Below are 20,488 nucleotides of genomic sequence, written 5' to 3' on the forward strand. Positions count from 1 at the left end.
GCACTAATATCTATGGCGAAAATTACTACTACATAGAGATATTTCCGTCGAAGCTGGTGAACCCCCTTTACAATGAAATTTCCCTAATCTGTTGAATTAAAAGGATTTATTAGATGACAAAAGAGATTTTGTTTGTGAAAAAAGTTTTGTCTGTGACTGTGGCAGTTATGATGCTGCTTTCATTAGTTGGTACTCCGGGAATTGCATTTGCGGATGATTCGCAACCGGATGAAGCGCCTACCGAAGAAATCCAGGCTGCTGAAGGTGAAACCGAGGAACCTGATGCGGAGGTAACAGAAGAGCCTACGGATGTCCCTACAGTCATTCCGACTGAAGAAATCCCCACGGAAGTTCCCGCCGCAACATTAACTCCCACTCAGACTCAGAAAGAGACTGCCACCACGGCAGCAACGGATAGTGAGCTGCTGGAAGAAACATTGACGCCTACTTTAACACCCACCGAGGACGTTGTGGGCGCGCAGGGTTCCTTTGTTCCAACACCAATCAGACCCAGCGGCATTGTCTATACCACCAAACCGACTTTCGAATGGACCAAGGTGGAAGGCGCAACCTATTACCATTTATACGTTTACAAAGTTGAATTGGGCGGTGTTGTAAAAATCTATCGAAAAACTTATAAAAGTTCGGTTTGTGGCAATTCGGTGTGTTCGGTGACACCCACTACATCGCTGGGATATCGGGATTATCAGTGGAAGGTGCGCGCGGATGTGGATGAGGAATGGCGCGATTTCAGCGAATATTCGTATTTCACCACGGCGGGAACCACGACAACCGCCAAAACACCCAGTTCTACTATCTACGCGGATACCCCAACTTTCTCCTGGGTTGAGATTGAAGGCTCAACTCAGTATGAAATTTTGGTGTACAACTCCAAGGGAAAAGTCATTCACGAACAATACACATCCGATTTCACCTGTGAAGATGGGCTGTGCAGCGTTACTTCCAGCACGGCGTTGGACATGGGTAGTTATAAATGGCGTGTACGAGCCTTTTTCGGCAGCAAATGGCGCAGCTACAGCGATAAGAAAAGCTTTATCGTAGCCGGAGATATTGATTCCAATTTTGAGGATAATGCCAATTATTGGAGTCTGCTTTCAGGGGGAAAATGGTTCCTTGCTAACGGGAGCTACTACACAGATGGAAAATCGAAAAAAATGACCAACCTTAAAAGCACTTACATCTATACGGATGTTGAAGTGCAGGGACGTGTCATGCGTGGAGGCGGATCAAACGACAGTTCTTTCCCGGCGAATTATATCTGCGTGCGCATGAGTACACACCGTACCTCGCAATACTTATGGTACACGGGTTATGTTTTCGGGTATACCAACGCCGGCAACTACAGCATTTTACGCATGGATTCAAACGGTACTGTAACCACCATCCAACCATGGACGGATACGGACGCGGTGAACCCGGACGGCTGGAATGACCTGCGGGTTGTGGCGGAAGGAGAAGATTTTTCTTTCTATATTAATGACACCCTGGTAAACAGTTTCACGGATTCAAAATACAGCAAAGGATACGCTGGCTTTGAAATGTATAATCCGGGTTCAGGGCAGGAGCGTTTCTATATTGATTCGGCTGCCATTACAGTACTGGACGGTACCAGCGCGGGAAGTGTTTCATCATCCGAGGCAGTCGATGCTGAGCAACAAGTACTCAATCAGAGTGCCCAGAGTGATGAAGAAATCGGTTCCATTCTTGGTTATTCTGAAACAGAAGATTTGAGCGCGGAGGCTACCGCCGCGGCGACTGCACAAGTTACTGAAACTGAGGAAAGTGACATTGAAGCAACCGCTACAGACGAGGAAAGCACAGAGGCCGTGGAAGAAACGCTTGATGCAACAGAGACTCCCACAGAAGAAACGAACCTTTCCGCTCAGGGCACTTCCGGCATCCCTACCTTGATCGATCCCAGCACCACGATATATACCCGCAAACCAACCTTCAGCTGGAATGAGGTGGATGGAGCCAGTTCCTATTACTTGTATGTGTATTACTATAATTTTGGCGGGATTATTCGGGCCTACCGGCTAGAGTATGGCGATGAGGTATGCAGCGAAGGGATTTGCAGTGTAACACCCTCCAAATCCCTTTCTTATCTGAAATATAAATGGCGTGTCCAGGCTTATGACGGTACGGATTGGAGTGATTTCAGCGATTACCAATACTTTGGAGTGGAAAAATTGGTACCCACCGCAAAAACGCCGAACAGTTTAATTTATACCAGCACACCCGATTTTACCTGGTCAGAAATTCTGAATGCGGATCAGTACAACATCGTGGTGTACAACGCTAAGAATAAAAAAGTACTCAATACCTATACATCCGATTTCACCTGTTCGGATGGCATTTGCAGCCTGGCCAGCGAGGTGGCATTCAGCAGTGGTTCATATAAATGGCGTGTGCGCGCTTATCTGGATGAGAATTGGTCCTCGTTTGGAGCTTACGAGAGTTTTACGGTGGCCAATGCAATCGATTCGGATTTTGAAAATAATAAAACCGGCTGGAGTCGTTTTAAGGGTGCCAATTGGAAGAATGCTTACGGGTATTACTATACAGACGGTCAGGCCAACCGTATGTCCAGCGCGAAGTACACCTATAAATACAGCGATTTCACTATTACGGCTCGGGTCAAACGTGCTGCGGGTACTGTTAGCAGCTCCTTCCCGGCCAGTTACCTGGCAGTCCGCATGGGCACTGATAAGACCTCGGAATTAATCTGGTACACCGGATATATCTTTGGCTATACAAACGCGGGCACCTACAGCATCTGGCGCATGGGCTCGAGCGGCAGCAGCAGAGCTATCCAGCCCTGGACAACCACCGATACGATCAATAAAGATGATTGGAATGATTTGAAGGTGAAGGTGGAGGGGAGCACGTTCCAGTTCTATATCAACGATACGCTTGTAAATACCTTCACCGATAACAAATATTCCTCCGGTTACGTGGGTTTTGAGATGTACCGCCCGGGCACCATGAGCAGCCGTTTTTATGTGGATTCGGTCACGCTGGATATTATTGAGGCTGAGTCGCTTTCAGCCGCCTCGCTGAATAGCGGACAGACGGTTAGCGCTCAGCAGCAACGGTGGAACCAGGAAGCCTGGGAGGACGCGGATGAAGATTCGCTGGAGGGTTATACGGAGTAAGTTTAACTATAAAAGAATGTTTTATAGAAAACCCCTACCCCAACCCTCCCCCTTTCGGTTGTGTAAATACACACAAAAAGTTTATACGAAAAGGGGAGGGAGAAAAGGGGATGGCGGAGCAGGGAGGCTCCGCCTTTTTTCATTAAATGTTGGCGGGGCTTGTCAAAGATAAAAGGGTTGGCGAGGAACATTCTAAGTAGAGATCCCCCTCCCGTGTCATCTTGAGGAACGTATTGACGAGAGATCTCAGCCGGAAGTCACTCTAGAAAGATTTTGGAGGAGAGTATCGCATCCTCTTTTTTTCGCCCGGTATTTAAACCACAGATGGACACGGATACACACAGATGGAAATAACCAATGTTAAACTGTGTTCATCTGTGGTAAAAAAAAAATAAGGCGGGACTTGATCAGTCCCGCCCTGCGTTTACCTAACTAACATTCGCTATAGCCGCAGCCATAACATTTGCGGCAGCCTTCTTCGTTGATCAGGGCCGCCTGGCCGCACTCGGGACATAGATCGCCGATGCGCATAGCATGCTGATCATGTTTAATGCCGTCCAACGGCAGCGGTTCACCGATGGGATCATTCTCTTCGCTCTGAAGCAGCTCACGCACACTGGGAGTGCCATCCTCGCCGTCGCGCGTGCCGCGGCCTTCAATGTACTCGGCCAGTACCTGGGCCACGCCGTCCGGCAGGGAACGCACGCGGTTGGGGCCAAAGCCCAGCGGGCGTCCGCCGCCTAAACCGGTAATCTGTCGCCAGACTTCCTGGATACGCTGGGAGGGTTCGACCGGCGAGGACAAGCGCAGGATGTATGAAATTAAGCGCCCAATAGCTTCTGAATCGGCGGCTACATCCGATCCGGCCTTGGCGGTGTTGATGAACACCTCAAACGGCTGTGAGTCGCCGTTTTCGTTGATGGTCACAAAGGTCTTGCCGACCGGTGTTTCCACGCCGAATGTGTATCCCGGCAGGTAACGAGGGCGTGGTTTCTTGGTTTGCTGCCACAGCATGGGTTGGATGGCGTCGCTTTCCTTGATCCAAACCGGTATGGCTTCCGGCCCGCCAGGCTGTACCATCTCACGGATTTCTTCCGCGCGGGTCGGCTGTTCACTGACCGATTTCTGAAGTACTTCCTGTTCACGCGAACCGGCCACGTAAACGGTAATGCCTTTACAGTTGAGCTTCCAGGCCTGTAAATAAGCCGTGGCTACGTCTTCTTCACGTGCGTCGCTTTCAAAGTTGATGGTCTTGGAGATACTGTTATCCACAAAAGCCTGCAGCGCGGCTTGCATGCGCACGTGCTCTTCGGCTTGAATATCAGAGGAAACCACGAATATCCTGCGTACATCCTCAGGGATTTCAGAGATGTTCTGGCAAGTGCCCTCGCGCATGACTTGTTCAACGACCTTTTGGCGGGTGTCTTCGTCCAATCCGCTGTCAATCAGTGCCTTCTCGAAAGATGGTGAGGCGTAAGTCAGCGGCAGGTCAACACCATTGTCGTTCACGTGGCGCACGTAGGCCAGCGCAAAGACCGGTTCGCAACCGTACCCTTCGCAGCCGGCCACCGTACCGATGGTGCCGGTGGGGGCGATGGTGGTTTGAGCGGCGTTGCGAATGCCGTGTTTGTGGATACCATCCACAATCTGCTGCCAGTCCAAGGCAGGACGACCGAAATCGCGCGTGTACTCGAATAAGGGGGTGGGCGGCTGCCAGCGCAGATTCTGCGGGTCATACAGGCTGCCCTGGATGGATTGGAAAGCGCCGCGTTCTTCTGCCAGGGCAATACTTTCCTGCATGGAATGGTAGCGTATAAATTCGATCATCTGGGAGGCGAATTCCTGCCCTTCGGGCGACCCATAGCGAATGCCGACATGGAACATTAGATCCGCCAGGCCCATGATACCCAACCCTAAGCGGCGGGCGCGCATGGCGCTGGCCTTCAATTGCGGTACGGCCGGGACATACTGGTTGGCGTCCACCACGTCGTCCAGGAAGCGCGTAGCCAGGTGAACATCCTTTTCTATCGCATCCCAGTTGACCTTGCCCTCCGGCAAGCCATATAAGGAGAGGTTAACGGAACCCAGGCAGCAATTCTCATAAGGTCCCAACCACTGTTCACCGCAGGGGTTCGTGGATTGGAGTCTGTATAAGTGCGGCAACGGATTACCGCGGTTGGCTGCATCCAGGAAGAGCAGGCCGGGTTCGCCGTTGTGATGTGCCTGGCTGACGATGCGGTTGAACAGTTCGCGCGCATTGACTGTCTTGTAGGTCACAATAGGAATACCGGCTGCTTCAGCGTCCTCCAGCGTTCCGTCAAACTCGCGATAAGCCGGGTGATGCACGTCCGGGAAGCGCAGCGGCCAGTCCTCATTTTCTTCCACCGCGTGCATGAAAGCGTCGGTGATGCCGACGGAAATATTGAAGTTGGTGATCTGGTTTTCGTTGGTCTTGCAGGTAATGAATTCTTCCACGTCCGGATGATCCACGCGCAGCACGGCCATATTGGCGCCGCGGCGGGTGCCGCCCTGGGCAATTTCACCGAAGGCATGGTCATAAACGCGCAGGAACCCAATCGGGCCGGTAGCCTGGCCTGCGGAAGATTTAACCAATGAGCCGCTGGGGCGCAGGCTGGAGAAAGCAAAGCCGTTGCCGCCGCCGGTCTGTTGGATCAGCGCCGCGTCGCGCAGGGTCTGGAAGATGCCATCGGAGCGGCGGCCCATATCGTCTGATACAGGCAGCACAAAGCAAGCTGCCAGTTGTCCGAGGGGTGTGCCTGCTCCGGTAAAAGTAGGGGAATTGGGGAAGAAATGACGGGTGACCAGTAGATGATAGAACTCAACCGCGCGTTTCTTTACGTCTACACCCCAGGCTTTTTCGACCTTGGCAATGTGGTAAGCCACACGCCAAAACATTTCTTCAACAGTCTCGGTTAATTCTCCGTTATCGCCTTTACGGATGTATCGTCGGGATAAAACCTGGAAACTGTTTTCACTCAATTCAGCTTGAGGCAGCCCTTTTGGCATGGGTGGTGTGGGTAGCGTTTTTTTGTTGGTGTTTGGTTTGGTGTTGGGCATGCTTTATTCTCCTTTGACGACCAATAAACGGTTGATCTCGTCTAGAATGTCGTTTAAATTGTTGAGTGGTAAATATACAATGGCATAACGGATATAGGCAATTTGATCCATACTTTTTAACCCCTCGATCACCAGGTCGCCAATCAGACTGGAGGGGACTTCCAATTTATTCATCTGCTGCAATTTGGATTCGACTTCGCCGGCTAGGCGGTCAATCTCGGCCGCGGGGACAGGCCGTTTCGCACAAGAGATGCGGATGCCGCGGATTAATTTCTCACGGTCAAATTCCTCACGTGTATTATCTTTTTTGATTATCATTGGTGTAGAACTGATAGCACGCTCGTAGGTGCTAAAACGGTAATTGCAGTCTTCGCATTCCCGACGCCTTCTTATGCCGCCATGCGAATCATGAGTAGTATCTATTACGCGGGTGTTTTCGCTTTGGCATTGCGGACATTGCATGATAATCTCCTTTTAATTGTTAAATACATAGTACAATTCAAACCCTTTTAGGCGGTGGAAGGGGGCTTTGAAACAGGAATGAAAACCCCCATATATAGGGGGTGGTGACTTTAGAATGCCTTTATGTGTGCATCATTTTAGCATAGCAGGGGGATGGATACAAGTGTTTTCCAAACTCGAATCTTAAATAATACAAATCTTTAATATTTATATACAATGGATAGTTAATTATTAATGCGTGGCGGGGTATGGGCAGGCAGAGTTACCCATACCCCGCGTTTAAGGAGAAAAATTGGAGGGCTATAAATTCTTTTTTATTGATTTCGATTCCGCAAAAAGGCCGGAACTTCAATCTCGTCCGTGTTATAAATTTGCGTTCCAAAATCCGCCAAATTGCGGGTGGTCGCATTCTCCTCATTTTTATTAACATTTTTCGATTCACTGCCGGACTGGTTCAGCGCCTGCGTGAAACGGGTGCGTGTTGAACGGGCATGTGCGCTGGAGGAATCAAATCCGGTCGCGATAACTGTGATGCGGATTTCTTCACCCATATCCGGGTTAATTACCGCACCGAAGATCAGGTTGACATCCGGGTGTGCTGTTTCTTTAATAATGGCTGCGGCTTCGTTGACTTCGAACAGACGCAGGTCGTTGCCGCCGGTTACGTTGAACAGGATGCCGCGCGCGCCGTCAATGGTGATATCTAACAGTTGGCTGGCAATAGCCATTTCGGCAGCTTTGCGGGCGCGATCCTCGCCGGAAGCGCGTCCAACCGCCATTAACGCTGCGCCGCCTTCGGACATAATGGTGCGCACATCGGCAAAATCCAGGTTGATCAGGCCGGGTACAGTAATCAATTCGGAAATACCTTGAATACCCTGGCGCAGGACATCATCGGCTACTTTGAAGGATTCACTTAATGGAGCCCGTTTATCCACAATTTGCAGCAGGCGGTCGTTGGGAATGACGATGAGCGTGTCAGCCTGTTTCTTCAAATTCTGGATGCCGGCTTCTGCGGATTGACTGCGGCGCGAGCCTTCAAAGTTGAAGGGCCGTGTGACCACGCCGATGGTCAGAGCGTTAATTTCTTTGGCAATCTGCGAAATAATGGGGGCCGCCCCGGTGCCCGTTCCACCGCCCATACCGGCGGTAACGAAGACCATATCGGCGCCCTTGAGCACGGCATATAGCTCTTCGGCCGATTCTTCCGCCGCGCGCTTGCCCATCTCCGGGTTGCCGCCCGCTCCCAGGCCGCGTGTGGACTTGTCGCCAATGCGCACCCGTGTGGGCGCGTTGGACAGGTTCAACGCCTGGCCGTCGGTGTTAACGGCGATGAATTCGATACCTTGAATTCCTTCCGCGATCATACGATTGACCGCATTGCATCCGCCGCCTCCTACACCCACAACTTTGATGCGGGCAAAGGATTCTGATTGGTTCTGTTGATTGTTATCCATTTTCTCCTCCGTTCTCTCTTATTGCAATAATCGTTCCAATAAATTTCTATGTTTATTGCCTACGGCAGCAGCCGGTTGGCAAAGTCCTTGATGCGATCCCACAGGTCGTTGGGTATGGGGGGTGTTTTCACGACCTTGGGCGTTAGCGCCTCATCAACCAGTAAGGCCCAATACAGCAGCCCTACACTGGTAGAGTAGGCGGGTGAATAAAGCTGGTCCACCAGACCCAGCAAGTTTTCCGGCTGCGAGATGCGCACCGGCAGCCCTAAAACATCCGAAGCTAAAGTGCGGATGCCCGGCAGCAGGCTGGAACCGCCGGTGAGCACCACTCCGGCGGGCAGCAGCCCATCGTAACCGGAGCGTTTGACTTCCTGCAGGACAAAGCGGAAGATCTCTTCAGCGCGCGCTTCAATAATGAACGCCAGGTCCTTACGGTTCATTTGAATGGGGTTATCTGAACCGAACGAACGCACACTGAACAGTTCTTCGCTGCCAACTTCATCCCGAATTGCATGACCATATTTTTTCTTTACTTCCTCCGCTTGTGTGAGCGATAAGCGCAGACCATGCGCAATGTCGGAGGTGATTAAGCTGCCGCCGACTGACAACACCATGGTGTGCCAGACATCGCCGTTGATATAAATTGCCAGATCCGTCGTACCGCCGCCGATATCACAGACCATCACGCCTAATTGGCGCTCGGTTTCGGTCAGAATGACCTCGCCGGATGCCAGCGGGTTGAGCACAAATTGCAGCACCTGTACACCGGCTGCTTCGGTGGCCTTGCGGATGTTCTCGACGGTGGTTTCCGCGGCGGTGATGATATGCGCTTCCACATCCAGGCGGTAGCCGTGCATGCCCACTGGCTGGCTGATGCCGTCCTGGCCGTCCACGTTGAAGCCGCGCTGGATGACATGGATCACCTCGCGGTTATGCGGGATGGCCACCGATTGGGCGGCTTCCAGCGCGCGGTTGACATCAGACTGGCGTACAATACCGCCGGTGACGCCGGCCGTACCGCGGCTGTTGATGGAAGAAACGTGCGAACCCGCCAGGCTCACCCAGGCGGAACGGATCTCGTACCCGGAAGAGCGCTGGGCTTTTTCGACGGACCGCGCGATGGCAATGGTGGCGTTCTCCAAATCCACCATCACACCGCGTTTCATGCCGCGCGAAGGTTCGATGCCCACGCCCATGATGCGCAGCTGGCCGTCTTCCTCTACACGTGCGACCAGGGTGCAGATCTTGGTGGTACCGATATCAATTCCGACAATCGTTTGATCTTCCATATTTATTAATCCACTCGATAATAAGGCGCGTTCAAAAACTCCACACTAACCATGCTGGGATTGATGCCCTGTTCCTCTAAATTCCTTACAATGGTTTCATACATGACCATTTTGTCGTTGATGCTTTCCAGCTTTTGGCCGACAAACACATCCCAACCACGGGCGTCCGCCCAACCCAGACCGCGCTGTTTCTGGTAGAGCAGGGTGCTCTCGTTCGGCATCCAGGCATTCAATTGCAGCACGGCTACCAGCAAGTTGCTGTCGATGTGCTTGGTTTGCGCGAAGAACATCAGATCGGATTGGCCGGGTTTCTTGATCGATTTATCCTGAATGATTTTGGTGCTGCCAAGTTCACGCAGATCCTCATCCACCTGGTATAACGGGAGCGCATCCGCATCGATGGTCAACATTTCCGCCGCCTCACCGCGGGCCGGGATGAGATAGCCTTCCGTATCGACCCACATCAACCTATCCTTCATTTGCCAGGTAAACATCGGCTGGCGTTCCACCGCAGTAATGGTCACTTTTGCGGGCAGTGAAACAGTCACCTGAATGTCGCGCAGCTCCGGATAACTGGCCGCGATGCTGTCGACAATCTCTTTAGGCTGAATAGCAAAAATGTGATCGCCGACGATGTTGAGACTACCCAATACCTCTTCTGGGCTAAGCCGCTGCAGGCCGCTGATCTCCACGGTCGAAACACGATATTCCGGTGAACGGAATGCGGTCAAAACGAAATACGCGAGCGCAGCTACCATAGCAAAACTGAGCAGGCGCCAACCGGGTTTAAAACGACGTTTGACTGCTGAAACAGTCTCTTCCGTCCCTTTCAACCCTTTACGGCCGCTCGTTTGAAGAACAGGCGGGTCTATAGCCCGTCTGGCTGCCTGCCTGACGGAGCTTTGACTCTCCTGGTTCAATTTACGGCGAACCTGTTCGGAATGCCTGCGCGAACTGCGCTCTTTCATGCTACCTAGTCTCCAAAAGTCCTTTTACTTTTATTACGCTCCTGCTTCCGTTCGAGCGCCAAATCAATCAGTTTCTCAATCAACGCCGGATAGGTTAACCCGCCGGCATCCCATAACTTGGGATACATGCTGATCGAAGTAAAGCCGGGAATGGTGTTGACCTCGTTGATATATAAATCGTTGGTATCCTTGTCGAGCAGGAAATCCACGCGGGCCATACCGGCACAGTCGATAGCTTTATAGGTTTTTACAGCTAATTCCCTGATCTTTTCAGTCAATTCGTCCGAAAGGGGCGCCGGGATGAATAAATTGGATTTGCCATCCAGATACTTGGCGTTGTAGCTGTAAAACTCATCCGAAGGGACGATTTCACCCGGCAGGGAAGCTTGCGCGTCCTCGTTGCCCAATACGCTGACCTCGATCTCGCGGGCGTTGATGCCGCGCTCAATCAAAATACGGCGGTCATAGCGGGCCGCTTCCAGGATGCCTTCGTACAAATCCGAGTGGTTTTTAACCTTGGTGATGCCGACAGACGAGCCCAAATTGGCAGGTTTTACGAATAACGGATAATCTGCCACAGCTTCGGCGCGTTTTATGACGCTTTCAACGTTCGTTTCAATATCGCGGCGCGTGCAGGTAATCCATTCGGTTACGGGGATACCATTGGCGCGCATCACGTCTTTGAAAACGGATTTGTCCATGCCAACCGAGGAACCCAGCACTCCCGCGCCGACATACGCGACATCGGCCATCTCGAAGAAACCCTGAAGAGTACCGTCCTCGCCAAATGTGCCATGCAAGACCGGGAAAATGACGTCCAATTCGGCTATGGGCGTGATAACTTCCGAGGCATTCTCGAAAGAGCGTTTATACAGGACTGTTTTGCCTGGTTCGGGCAGCAGAAAAACGCGGTGGAGACTCTGGGTGGAGCCTTTTTCAAGCGCTTCCAACACATGCTCGCCGGACCACCATAAGCCATTGTGATCGATGCCGATTTCGGTAACATTGAATTTCTCTCTATCCAATACTGAAAGCACTGAACGAGAGGACATCAGCGATACTTCGTGCTCACCGGATCGTCCCCCCAGGATAATGCCTAAATTTATTTTTTCTGTCATTCTTTCACCGCCTTTGAAGCTTGTTGATTGCGTAAAAATTCCGGAACGAATTCCCAATCTCCGACCAACTCAATTTCGGGGATCAGCGTTACATTGAATTTCTTTTCGACCGATTCACGGGCCAAAACTAACAAGTCCAATATGTCTTGCGCTTTGGCGCCGCCTTCGTTGATGATAAAGTTGGCGTGTTTAGGGCTGATAATGGCTCCGCCGATCTTTGTGCCTTTAACTCCGGCGGCTTCAATCAACCGTCCGGCCTTGTCTTCCGGCGGGTTGCGGAATACGGAACCCATGCTGGGGCCGGGGGGCTGGGTACGCAGCCGGCGCTGCCGATAGCTTTCTACATTCGCCTTGATTTCCTGTGGGTCACCAGTGGTTACCTCGAACAGGGCAGAGAGGATGATGGCTTCTTCCATATCGCGCTTGAATTTGCTGGCGCGGTAGGTATACTCCAACTGGTCGCAAGTCCAATCCGCGCGCCCGCTGGTTTTATGCAGTACATCGGCTTTGATCAGGCAGCGGCAGGTTTCTTTGCCGAAAGCACCGGCATTGCCGTAAACTGCGCCGCCTACTGTTCCGGGGATGGTGGCAGCCCATTCCATGCCGGCTAACCCGCGCATGATGAGCAGCCGTCCAACGTTACTCATTAAAGCACCCGATTCCGCCCAAACTGAGATTGGCATGGTGTGGGTGTTAATCTTGATATTGTGCGCGTGATTGATGACCACGATTCCGCGGATGCCTTTATCGCTGACCAGCAAGTTGGATCCACCGCCCAGTACCGTTGCGGGCGCGTCCATCTCCCATAACACTGAGATGTATTCGGCTAATTTATCAGCGGAATGCGCAATCAGCAATGCATCCGCAGGGCCGCCCACTTTCATGGTGGTGAAGTTGGCCATCTGCACGTTTTCCTGCAGAACACTGCCAAAACGAGCGCGTAATTTCTCAAGCATGGCTTCTTTCATTATGGTTTACGCGCCTCCTTTCAGGTAGGTAAGGACATCGCGGCTGATCTGGTCTGCATCTCCGGCAGAAAGCACCAAAAGCACGTCGCCGCTGCGCAGGTGTTCGCACAGATAAGCGGAGACATCCTTCAGTTCCGCGATTTGACGCGCGTCCGGATGCTGCATTAAATCCAGCACAGCTTGTGAAGAAAAATCCTGCGGTTTTTCACGTGAAGCATAAATTTCTGTAACGATAACGTGATCGCAGTCATTGAAGGCGTCTTTGAACTCGTTGATTAGCTCGCGAGTGCGGCTGTAGGTATGCGGCTGCCAGACAGCCCAGATTTGGCTGTCTGGGTAGCGGCAGCGCGCCGCGGAAAGGGTGGAGCGGATCTCGGTGGGATGATGCGCATAGTCATCAATCACTGTGATTCCATTTACGACACCCTGAATGTCAAAACGGCGTCCGGTACCGGAAAATTCTCGTAAGGCATGAATGGCCGGTTCCAATGGAAAACCCGCCTCATACAGGGCGGCCAGCGCAGCGGCTGCGTCCAGGGCATTGTGGTTACCGGGAATACTCAATTGAATATCGGTGTAGCTGTTGACCACCAAACCTTCGTTTTGGATGTCCAGGTTGAAAGAGACTCCGCAGCCGGGATTGTGGTGAATAGCACTGACCCGATAGGTGTCTTCCATCTCAGTTCCGTAAGGCAGGGTGGTGACGGATTCGCGTACTTCCTGCATTAAACGTTGGGTGCCTGGATGGCTGCTGCAGGCGATTAGCTTGCCCTGCGGAACAATCAAAGCGCTGAGCTTATGGAAAGCCTGGTAGTACTCCTGCGGGGTGGGGTAGCAGTCGGGGTGGTCGTGTTCGATGTTGGTGACCACCAGAATATCCGGCCGCAGGCCCAGGAACATACCGTCGTACTCGTCCGCTTCAATCACAAAAAAGGCACCTTTTCCGGCATGGGCGTTTTTATGCAAATTCTTCACCATGCCGCCAACCACGTAAGAAGGATCGGCGCCCAGAGCATTCAGGCACCAAGTGATCATTGCTGTAGTGGTTGTTTTTCCATGCGTACCGGCCACCGCGATGACTTTTTGCCCGGCGGTCAGTTCTTTGAGGAAATCCACACGTTTGAGCACAGGGATACCGGCTTGCCGCGCGGCTGCGACTTCCACATTATTATCGGGTACAGCGGAGGAGCGGATAACGATATCCGCACCCTGTACATTTCCGGCTTTGTGTCCGATCTGTACAGCCGCGCCCAGCGTCTGTAATTCTTCCGCCATGGGAGACAGCAGCAGATCAGAACCGCTGACCTGTTGACCTCTTTCCAACAGGATGCGGGCGATGGGCGAAAGCCCGGTGCCGCCGATTCCGATAAAGTGATAGTGAGTCATCAGATAAACACCACCAGTACAAATATGAAAGCAATCGCTACCGCAAAATAAATTGCGGGCACACCCAGCCAGGCCGGCGGAAGCAGCGGGATGATCTTCAAAGCCGCTTCGCCTGCCGATGTTCCGGCAATAGGCGCTAAGACAAACGAGAAAGGATAGTTCGCTGCATGGATGAAATACCAGATGGAGCCGAAAATCATATAACCGTTCAAAGCACCGATGATCAAACCCAGGATGGTATCCTGCAGCCGGTCGCGCATAAAACGCTGGTTATCTGCCAACGCGGGCAGGTTGGGGGTTTGATAACCCGCGAAAACTATCACCGACAGCAAAATGCTGTTAAAAATTACTTTGGATGTGGCGGGGTCGCTGTCGAAGAAGGTTGAAATCCCCGGCACATAAGTTTCAAAAACCGAAATGATAAATAATGCCAAAAATACACTGAAGGTAGCGACAGTTTCCTTGGCCCAACCGCGGATGGCACCGATCAGGGCGAAAATAAGCACAAAAAGGTAAAACAGGACGTTTAAACTGACCATGTGGCTCCTCCCGAGGTGCGCTTTCCGACGGACAGGATCAACTCACCAATCCGCGCAGCGGAATCCGGCGCTGCCATTTGCTGCATGGCTGAACGCATACTACCCAATTTTTTGGGGTCATCTAGCACTGACTTGACCTGTTTTACCAGCATTTGATCCAGCTGATTGTCTTCCAATAAAATGGCTCCACCACCGTTTGAAAGGTATTCCGCGTTCTGGTGCTGGTAGCGCCAGGCGTACGGATAAGGCACCAGGATGGCCGGCAGTCCGAAATAGGGCAGTTCGCCCAGTGTCGAAGCGCCTGAACGGCATACGACCAGATCCGCGGCAGCGAAAGCCGCGCCCATGTCATCGTGCAGGAAAGGATACGGGTGATAGTGCTTGACCAGGCTCGCATCCAATTCTTTCACTGAAGCCTGTACTTCTTCCCAGTTATCCTTGCCGCTGATGTGGATGATGTGCATATCCGGCAGCAGTTCGGGCAGGGCATTGAGCAGCGCCCGATTGATGGAACGAGCGCCTTTGCTGCCGCCAAAAACCAACAGCACTTTCTCTTTTTCCGGTAAATTGAAATGGCCGCGGGCCGCTTGCGGCTGCCATTGACTCATCTCTTTACGGACCGGGTAGCCGGTCACTTCGCTCTTGCCTTTGGGCAGGAATGCCAGCGAATCATCGCAGCTGGCGGCCACTTTTTCCGCGGAACGCAGAATGCTCTTCAACGCCAATCCGGGTTCAATATCCGGTACAAATACCACGGATGGAATCTTGCGGCCGGCCAATGCCACCGGAACACCCAGGTAACCGCCTGTGAAAAACAAGACCTGCGGTTGGAAGCGTGCGATGAGAGCGGAAGCCTGACGCCAGCCCTGGTAGAGCTGGGACAGGTTTCCGGGCAGTGCTTTCAGCCCCACGCCGTGTAAACCGGCCGCGGGGATGGATTGGTAAGACAGTTTATAGCTCTTCAGCAAAGTCTCCTCCATTCCGCTTTGGCTGCCGATCCAAAGGACCTCATCCACTTTATTTTCGAGCGCTTGAAGGACGGCGATTGCGGGGTACACTCCGCCACCCGTCATTCCTGCGCAAATTAACAACCGCATTCAGGGTCTTCCCTTCTTCTTCGTTATTTTGGATGGCCGTCACGCGGCCAACGTTCAAGACAATACCGACGCCTGCTAAAACCATGGTCAGGTTGGAGCCGCCATAGCTGATGAAAGGCAGCGCGTTGCCCGCAAACGGCAGCAGGTTGACCAAAACACTCATATTAATGAATGCTTCCAGGAATATCCATACCGTGATACCTGAAGCCAATAAGCGTCCCAGCATATCCGGGGCGTTTTTCGCGATGGTCAAGCCGCGCCACAGGAAAATTACAAACAACAGAATGACCATAGTCGCGCCTAAAATTCCGGTTTCTTCCACAATAACGGAAAAGATGGAATCGGTGGGTGCTACCGGCAGGCCGGTAAATTTGGTGTTGGCCCGTCCAATGCCGACTCCAAACAGACCGCCGCGGACAATTGCTTCGAACGAACGCGTCAAGTGGTAAGAAGCAGTGGAGGGATCCTCAATACCGGCGATGAAGGTAGCAATGCGTTCCTTGCCGGTGTCGTAAAAGACCAGCAGCAGCGCGCCGGCCAGAACCGAGATGATAATGGCTGGAATGATCTGCCGGATCTCGCCGCCGCCCAGGTAAAACATGGTGCCGCCGATGATGATGATGGTAATGGCTGCGCTCAAGTCCGGCTGGATCAGGATCAACGCGGCTGATGTACCCAGGATAAACGCCATCGGGATAATACCGAACTTCATGTCCTTGATGTAATCCTGCTTGCTGTGCAGCCAAAATGCCAGGTAGATGATGGTGACCAGTTTCGCCAGTTCGGAAGGTTGTACGGAACCGGATAACAAGCCTCTTTTGGCGCCCAGGCGAACCTCTTCCACGTAGAAAATAACCATCAATAACAGAATGAGGGTAAAGATCATCATGGGCACCACGAATTTCTTGATGCGGTGGTAATCGAAGTAAAAAGCAAAAATGGCCACTACTCCGCCAAGCAGCAAAAAGCGCACCTGACGTTCGAGCATGAAGGATGATTTTTCACCCATGACAGAAACCGAATACTGCCAGCTGGCCGAATAGAGCATCAACAGGCCAAATGAAAGCAATGCCACGATGGTGAAGAACATGGGCACATCCAAGCCTACATAGAGGGGCTTGCGGTTACGCTGTTGTTTTACTGCGACGGATTTACCGCTCATGGAAGCTCCTTTACAATTTTGCGGAAACATTCCCCACGTTCCTCGAAGTCGCGAAACGCATCAAAGCTGGTCCCGCCCGGTGAGAGCAAGACGCATTCCCCCGGCATTGCCAACCGGTCGGCTTCCTGAACGGCGGATTGAAGGTCGTCAACCTGGATGATTGCGTAATCCGCGCCGTTTTGCATCAAAGCATTCTTGATCAAGTCGCCGGCTTCACCAAACAGGATTACTTTTGGCTTGCGTTTGGCCAACAATTCGGCTAATTCACCCCAGGGCAGGTCTTTATCGCGGCCGCCCAGGAGCAGAACCAATGGGGCGTTCATGGCGCGTACAGCAGCCATCACGCGTTCCGGCGCGGTAGCGATGGAATCGTTGTACCAACGCACGCCCGCGCGTTCGCGAACCAGTTCCAGACGGTGGGGCACACCCTTGACCGCGTCGATACCGTCGCGCATGGCTTTGGGGCTGAAGCCGGCCGCAAAAGATGCAGCGCAGGCTGCCAGCGCGTTAGCCAGGTTGTGACGACCGGTCAGGTGCAGAGAATCAAGCGGGACCAGGGGGGTTAAGTTATCCTGCCACGTCACGACGATGTGGTCATCCTGAACGAAGCAGCCGTTTCCATATAAGGGCGGGTTGAAGCCGAAGGTCAATAAATTCCCGCGCACCTCGCCGGTCAAGCCCAGCGAACCGGGATCGTCGCGGTTAAGAATGGCGATATCGTCCACGTTTTGGTGCTGGAGGATGTGCGCCTTGGCGGCGGTGTAAGCCTCCATGGTCTTGTGGCGATCCAGATGGTTGGGGGTGATATTGAGTACCACCGCGATATGAGGGGAAACGTTCATTAATTCCAACTGGAAACTGGAAAATTCAACTACAGCCCAATCTTCGGCCTGAATATTTTCCAGGTTCTCAATCAATGGGAATCCGATATTCCCGCCGACCCAGGCATTCCGCGGGGAAGTCAACTCAGCTTTGGCAATCTCACCGCATAAGGTTGTTGTGGTGGTCTTGCCGGCTGAACCGGTGATACCGATGACATTGGCCTTCACCGCTTGCATGAAAATCTGCGAATCGTTGCTCAGCTCAATATTGCGCCGCAGCGCTTCCTGAATAAGGGGAATTTCCAACGGCACGCCGCCGGAAATGCATACCAAATCGGTACCCTGCAAAAGCTCAAGCGGGTGGCTGCCGAAATGGTATGAAATGCCTTGTTTTTCCAGGTCGGGGATGATGGCGCTGAAACTTTCCTGAGGACGGCTATCATTCAGTAGGACTTTCGCTCCGTGCCCGGCAAGGAAACGTGAAGCAGCCAACCCTTGTCGGGCGGCTCCTATCACTAATACTTGTTTACCTTGCCAATTTTTCATTCTTATCCTACAAAAGTAAATGCGATACCCAGCATGGCTGCGATCAGGCTGACCAGCCAAAAACGCTGCACGACCTGGGTTTCACTCCAACCCAGTAATTCAAAATGATGATGCAGAGGCGCCATACGGAAAAACCGCTTGCCATGCGTTATCTTGAAATACAGAATTTGCACAACTACGCTGATGGTTTCGGCTACCGGAATAATGGCGATGATAGGCAGGATTAACCACTGGCCGGTCATCAATGCCAGGGTTCCCAGCGTAGCTCCGATCGCCAGTGAACCGGTGTCGCCCATGAATAATTCCGCGGGATGAACGTTGAACCACAGGAAACCCAACAGGGCACCTACAATGGTGAAGCAGAAACGTCCTAAAAAGGCCTGATGCTGGGTTAATGCGATGGCGCCGTAAGCCACAAAGGCCGTGGCGGAAACCAAACCGGCTAATCCGTCCAACCCATCGGTGAAATTAACCGCGTTTGAGAACCCAACAATAATCACGGTCGCTATGGGAATGTACCAGACACCCAATTGCAGCGGTTCCGGATAACCCGGCCAATACAATTCAGGAACCTTGACAATATATTTAAGCGCGAGAGCAGTTGCCAACCCCAACGCCACCTGGAAGAGGAACTTGGTGCGGGCGCGCATGCCCAGCCCACGGCGGCTGCCGCGGATACCTTCCCAGTCGTCCACCGCGCCCAGGATTCCAAAACCGACCATGACCAGCATGGGGATAAGTACGGATTGCCCCAGAATGTCAAAGCCCAGCAGGGTAGCGGCGTTCAACAGCACGGTGAGCAAAAGTACCGGTGCAATGATCATGAACCCGCCCATGGTGGGAGTGCCTAATTTTTCAATGTGCCTGTCAGGGCCTTCCTCGCGGATGATTTTGCCAACTTTGAAATATTTCAATAAGCTAATCAGCGGCGAACCCCAGATGACAGTCATAATAAAAGCCAGCAGGCTGAGTGAAAGTGCCAAAGAGGTCTCTTTCATGCGTTTTCCTCCAAAATGGCCGCAATGCGGTCCATACGTAATCCATGTGACCCCTTGATTAGAACGACATCCCCTGACTGTAAGTTGTATTTCAAAACATCCGCAGCCTGCAACGCGTCTTCCACCCAGGTAATGGCAGTGGACGGTAGTCCGACCTCCTTTGCGGAATCGGCGATGGTGCGCCCGCGCGGCCCGACTGCGATCAGGTGCTGCACGACCTGCGCGGCGCGCTGGCCGACCAGTTCGTGTCCTTCTTTTTCATATTGTCCCAGTTCCAGCATGTCGCCCAGTACGGCGATTTTCTGGCCCTGCAGTTCATCCAGCAAATCGAGCGCGGCCAGGGTGGATTCCGGCGTCGCGTTGTAGGTATCGTCCAAAATGAGCGCGCCGCTGTTGGTTTGCACGGCCACCAGGCGCAACTGGGTGTTGCTATGTACCAGGCCGTCGGTGACTTCCTGCCAGGTGAGACCTTCGCAGAAACCGACTGCGGCCGCGCGCAGGATAGTCTGGACGGAATGGCGTCCCAGAATGGGCACTTCCATACGCACCGATTTGTCCTGGTAGTGCATACGGAATTGGATGCCTTTCAGGCCGCAGCCCTGGATTTCGTCCGCCCATAGATCGGCAGCGGCATCCAGACCGTAAAAAAGCACGTTAGCCTTGGTTTGGTCGGCCATTGCGCGTACATACGGGTCGTCATAATTAAGGATGGCGGTGCCTTCGGGCGCGGCCGGCAGGGCCTGTACCAGTTCGGACTTGCCTTTAGCGATGGCTTCCTGCGACCCGGCGCGTTCTGCATGGACGGTGCCAATATTGGTTACCACGCCGATTTCAGGCTGGGCGATATCGCACAGGAAAGTGATCTCACCGGGATAGTAGAAGCCCATTTCGGCTACCAGGCGTTCGTACCCGCTGCCTAAATTTAAAATGGTCAGCGGCAGCCCGATTTCGTTGTTGTAATTGCCGGGATTGCGATAAGTGTGAAACTTGCGCGCCAGCACTTCGGCGGTCAATTCCTTGGTTGAGGATTTACCCACGCTGCCGGTAATGCCCACCACGCGCAGGGATAACTTGCGGCGCCAGAAGCGCGCCAGGTCCTGCAAGGCCTGCAGGGTGTCGTCCACACGCAGGCAGAAAGGCATTTCCGGGATGGAGAGTTCTTCCGAAGAAGAATTTACGCGCCGAAGATCCAAAACACGCATGCCTTCCGGCATATCCTGCTGGACCAGTGCCACTTGCGCGCCTTTTTCGAAAGCGGCGCCTACGAAGCGGTGCCCGTCGGATTTTTCGCCGGGCAGGGCGATAAACAGCGCGCCGGGAATGACAACACGGGAATCGATCACGGCTTCAGTCAGCATGGGGCCTGTTTGGGCAATTTGAATGCCGGTAAATGCCTGCACGATAAGGTCTAAAGTAATCATGC

At 52.8% G+C, this 20,488-nt stretch carries 15 protein-coding genes; 1 reads left to right on the forward strand and 14 read right to left on the reverse strand.

Annotation, left to right across the window (positions count from 1 at the left end; translation table 11 throughout):
- The first annotated feature begins 113 nt into the window (after nucleotides 1-113).
- On the forward strand, nucleotides 114-3,176 hold the full coding sequence (locus tag Pelsub_RS06830; protein WP_116224470.1) for a family 16 glycoside hydrolase: 3,063 nt from the start codon (nucleotides 114-116) through the stop codon (nucleotides 3,174-3,176).
- 432 nt (nucleotides 3,177-3,608) lie between these two features.
- Here the strand turns inward: Pelsub_RS06830 and Pelsub_RS06835 are convergent, their stop codons facing one another.
- The 14 genes from Pelsub_RS06835 to Pelsub_RS06900 form a co-directional block, all read right to left on the reverse strand.
- Nucleotides 3,609-6,254, reverse strand: coding sequence for an adenosylcobalamin-dependent ribonucleoside-diphosphate reductase (locus tag Pelsub_RS06835; protein WP_116224469.1), 2,646 nt, complete (start codon nucleotides 6,252-6,254; stop codon nucleotides 3,609-3,611).
- A 3-nt stretch (nucleotides 6,255-6,257) separates the two neighbouring features.
- A complete protein-coding gene (gene nrdR / locus Pelsub_RS06840) occupies nucleotides 6,258-6,716 on the reverse strand; it encodes a transcriptional regulator NrdR (RefSeq protein WP_116224468.1) in 459 nt (152 codons plus the stop codon).
- Between the two features lie 314 nt (nucleotides 6,717-7,030).
- Entirely contained in the window at nucleotides 7,031-8,173 is a 1,143-nt protein-coding gene (gene ftsZ / locus Pelsub_RS06845) for a cell division protein FtsZ (protein ID WP_116224467.1), read from the reverse strand.
- Nucleotides 8,174-8,232: 59 nt separating this feature from the next.
- Complete coding sequence (gene ftsA / locus Pelsub_RS06850) at nucleotides 8,233-9,462, reverse strand: cell division protein FtsA (protein WP_232528624.1); 1,230 nt, start codon at nucleotides 9,460-9,462, stop codon at nucleotides 8,233-8,235.
- Nucleotides 9,463-9,467: 5 nt separating this feature from the next.
- Nucleotides 9,468-10,430, reverse strand: a complete 963-nt coding sequence (locus Pelsub_RS06855; RefSeq protein WP_116224465.1) for a cell division protein FtsQ/DivIB — start codon at nucleotides 10,428-10,430, stop codon at nucleotides 9,468-9,470.
- Nucleotides 10,431-10,435: 5 nt separating this feature from the next.
- A complete protein-coding gene (locus Pelsub_RS06860; protein WP_116224464.1) occupies nucleotides 10,436-11,548 on the reverse strand; it encodes a D-alanine--D-alanine ligase family protein in 1,113 nt (370 codons plus the stop codon).
- Complete coding sequence (gene murB, locus Pelsub_RS06865) at nucleotides 11,545-12,516, reverse strand: UDP-N-acetylmuramate dehydrogenase (protein ID WP_116224463.1); 972 nt, start codon at nucleotides 12,514-12,516, stop codon at nucleotides 11,545-11,547. Before murB ends, Pelsub_RS06860 begins: the two co-directional genes overlap by 4 nt.
- Before the next feature lie 6 nt (nucleotides 12,517-12,522).
- Complete coding sequence (gene murC / locus Pelsub_RS06870) at nucleotides 12,523-13,902, reverse strand: UDP-N-acetylmuramate--L-alanine ligase (RefSeq protein WP_116224462.1); 1,380 nt, start codon at nucleotides 13,900-13,902, stop codon at nucleotides 12,523-12,525.
- Complete coding sequence (locus Pelsub_RS06875; protein ID WP_116224461.1) at nucleotides 13,902-14,441, reverse strand: CvpA family protein; 540 nt, start codon at nucleotides 14,439-14,441, stop codon at nucleotides 13,902-13,904. Before Pelsub_RS06875 ends, murC begins: the two co-directional genes overlap by 1 nt.
- Entirely contained in the window at nucleotides 14,429-15,499 is a 1,071-nt protein-coding gene (murG, locus tag Pelsub_RS06880; protein WP_158675018.1) for an undecaprenyldiphospho-muramoylpentapeptide beta-N-acetylglucosaminyltransferase, read from the reverse strand. Before murG ends, Pelsub_RS06875 begins: the two co-directional genes overlap by 13 nt.
- Entirely contained in the window at nucleotides 15,459-16,700 is a 1,242-nt protein-coding gene (locus Pelsub_RS06885; RefSeq protein WP_158675019.1) for an FtsW/RodA/SpoVE family cell cycle protein, read from the reverse strand. The genes murG and Pelsub_RS06885 overlap by 41 nt, the downstream gene beginning before the upstream one ends.
- Entirely contained in the window at nucleotides 16,697-18,067 is a 1,371-nt protein-coding gene (gene murD / locus Pelsub_RS06890) for a UDP-N-acetylmuramoyl-L-alanine--D-glutamate ligase (RefSeq protein WP_116224459.1), read from the reverse strand. Before murD ends, Pelsub_RS06885 begins: the two co-directional genes overlap by 4 nt.
- A 2-nt stretch (nucleotides 18,068-18,069) precedes the next feature.
- Entirely contained in the window at nucleotides 18,070-19,065 is a 996-nt protein-coding gene (mraY, locus tag Pelsub_RS06895) for a phospho-N-acetylmuramoyl-pentapeptide-transferase (RefSeq protein WP_116224458.1), read from the reverse strand.
- Complete coding sequence (locus tag Pelsub_RS06900; RefSeq protein ID WP_116224457.1) at nucleotides 19,062-20,486, reverse strand: UDP-N-acetylmuramoyl-tripeptide--D-alanyl-D-alanine ligase; 1,425 nt, start codon at nucleotides 20,484-20,486, stop codon at nucleotides 19,062-19,064. The genes mraY and Pelsub_RS06900 overlap by 4 nt, the downstream gene beginning before the upstream one ends.
- Nucleotides 20,487-20,488 lie beyond the last annotated feature (2 nt).

The sequence above is a fragment of the Pelolinea submarina genome (assembly GCF_003966975.1).
GTDB lineage: Bacteria > Chloroflexota > Anaerolineae > Anaerolineales > Anaerolineaceae > Pelolinea > Pelolinea submarina.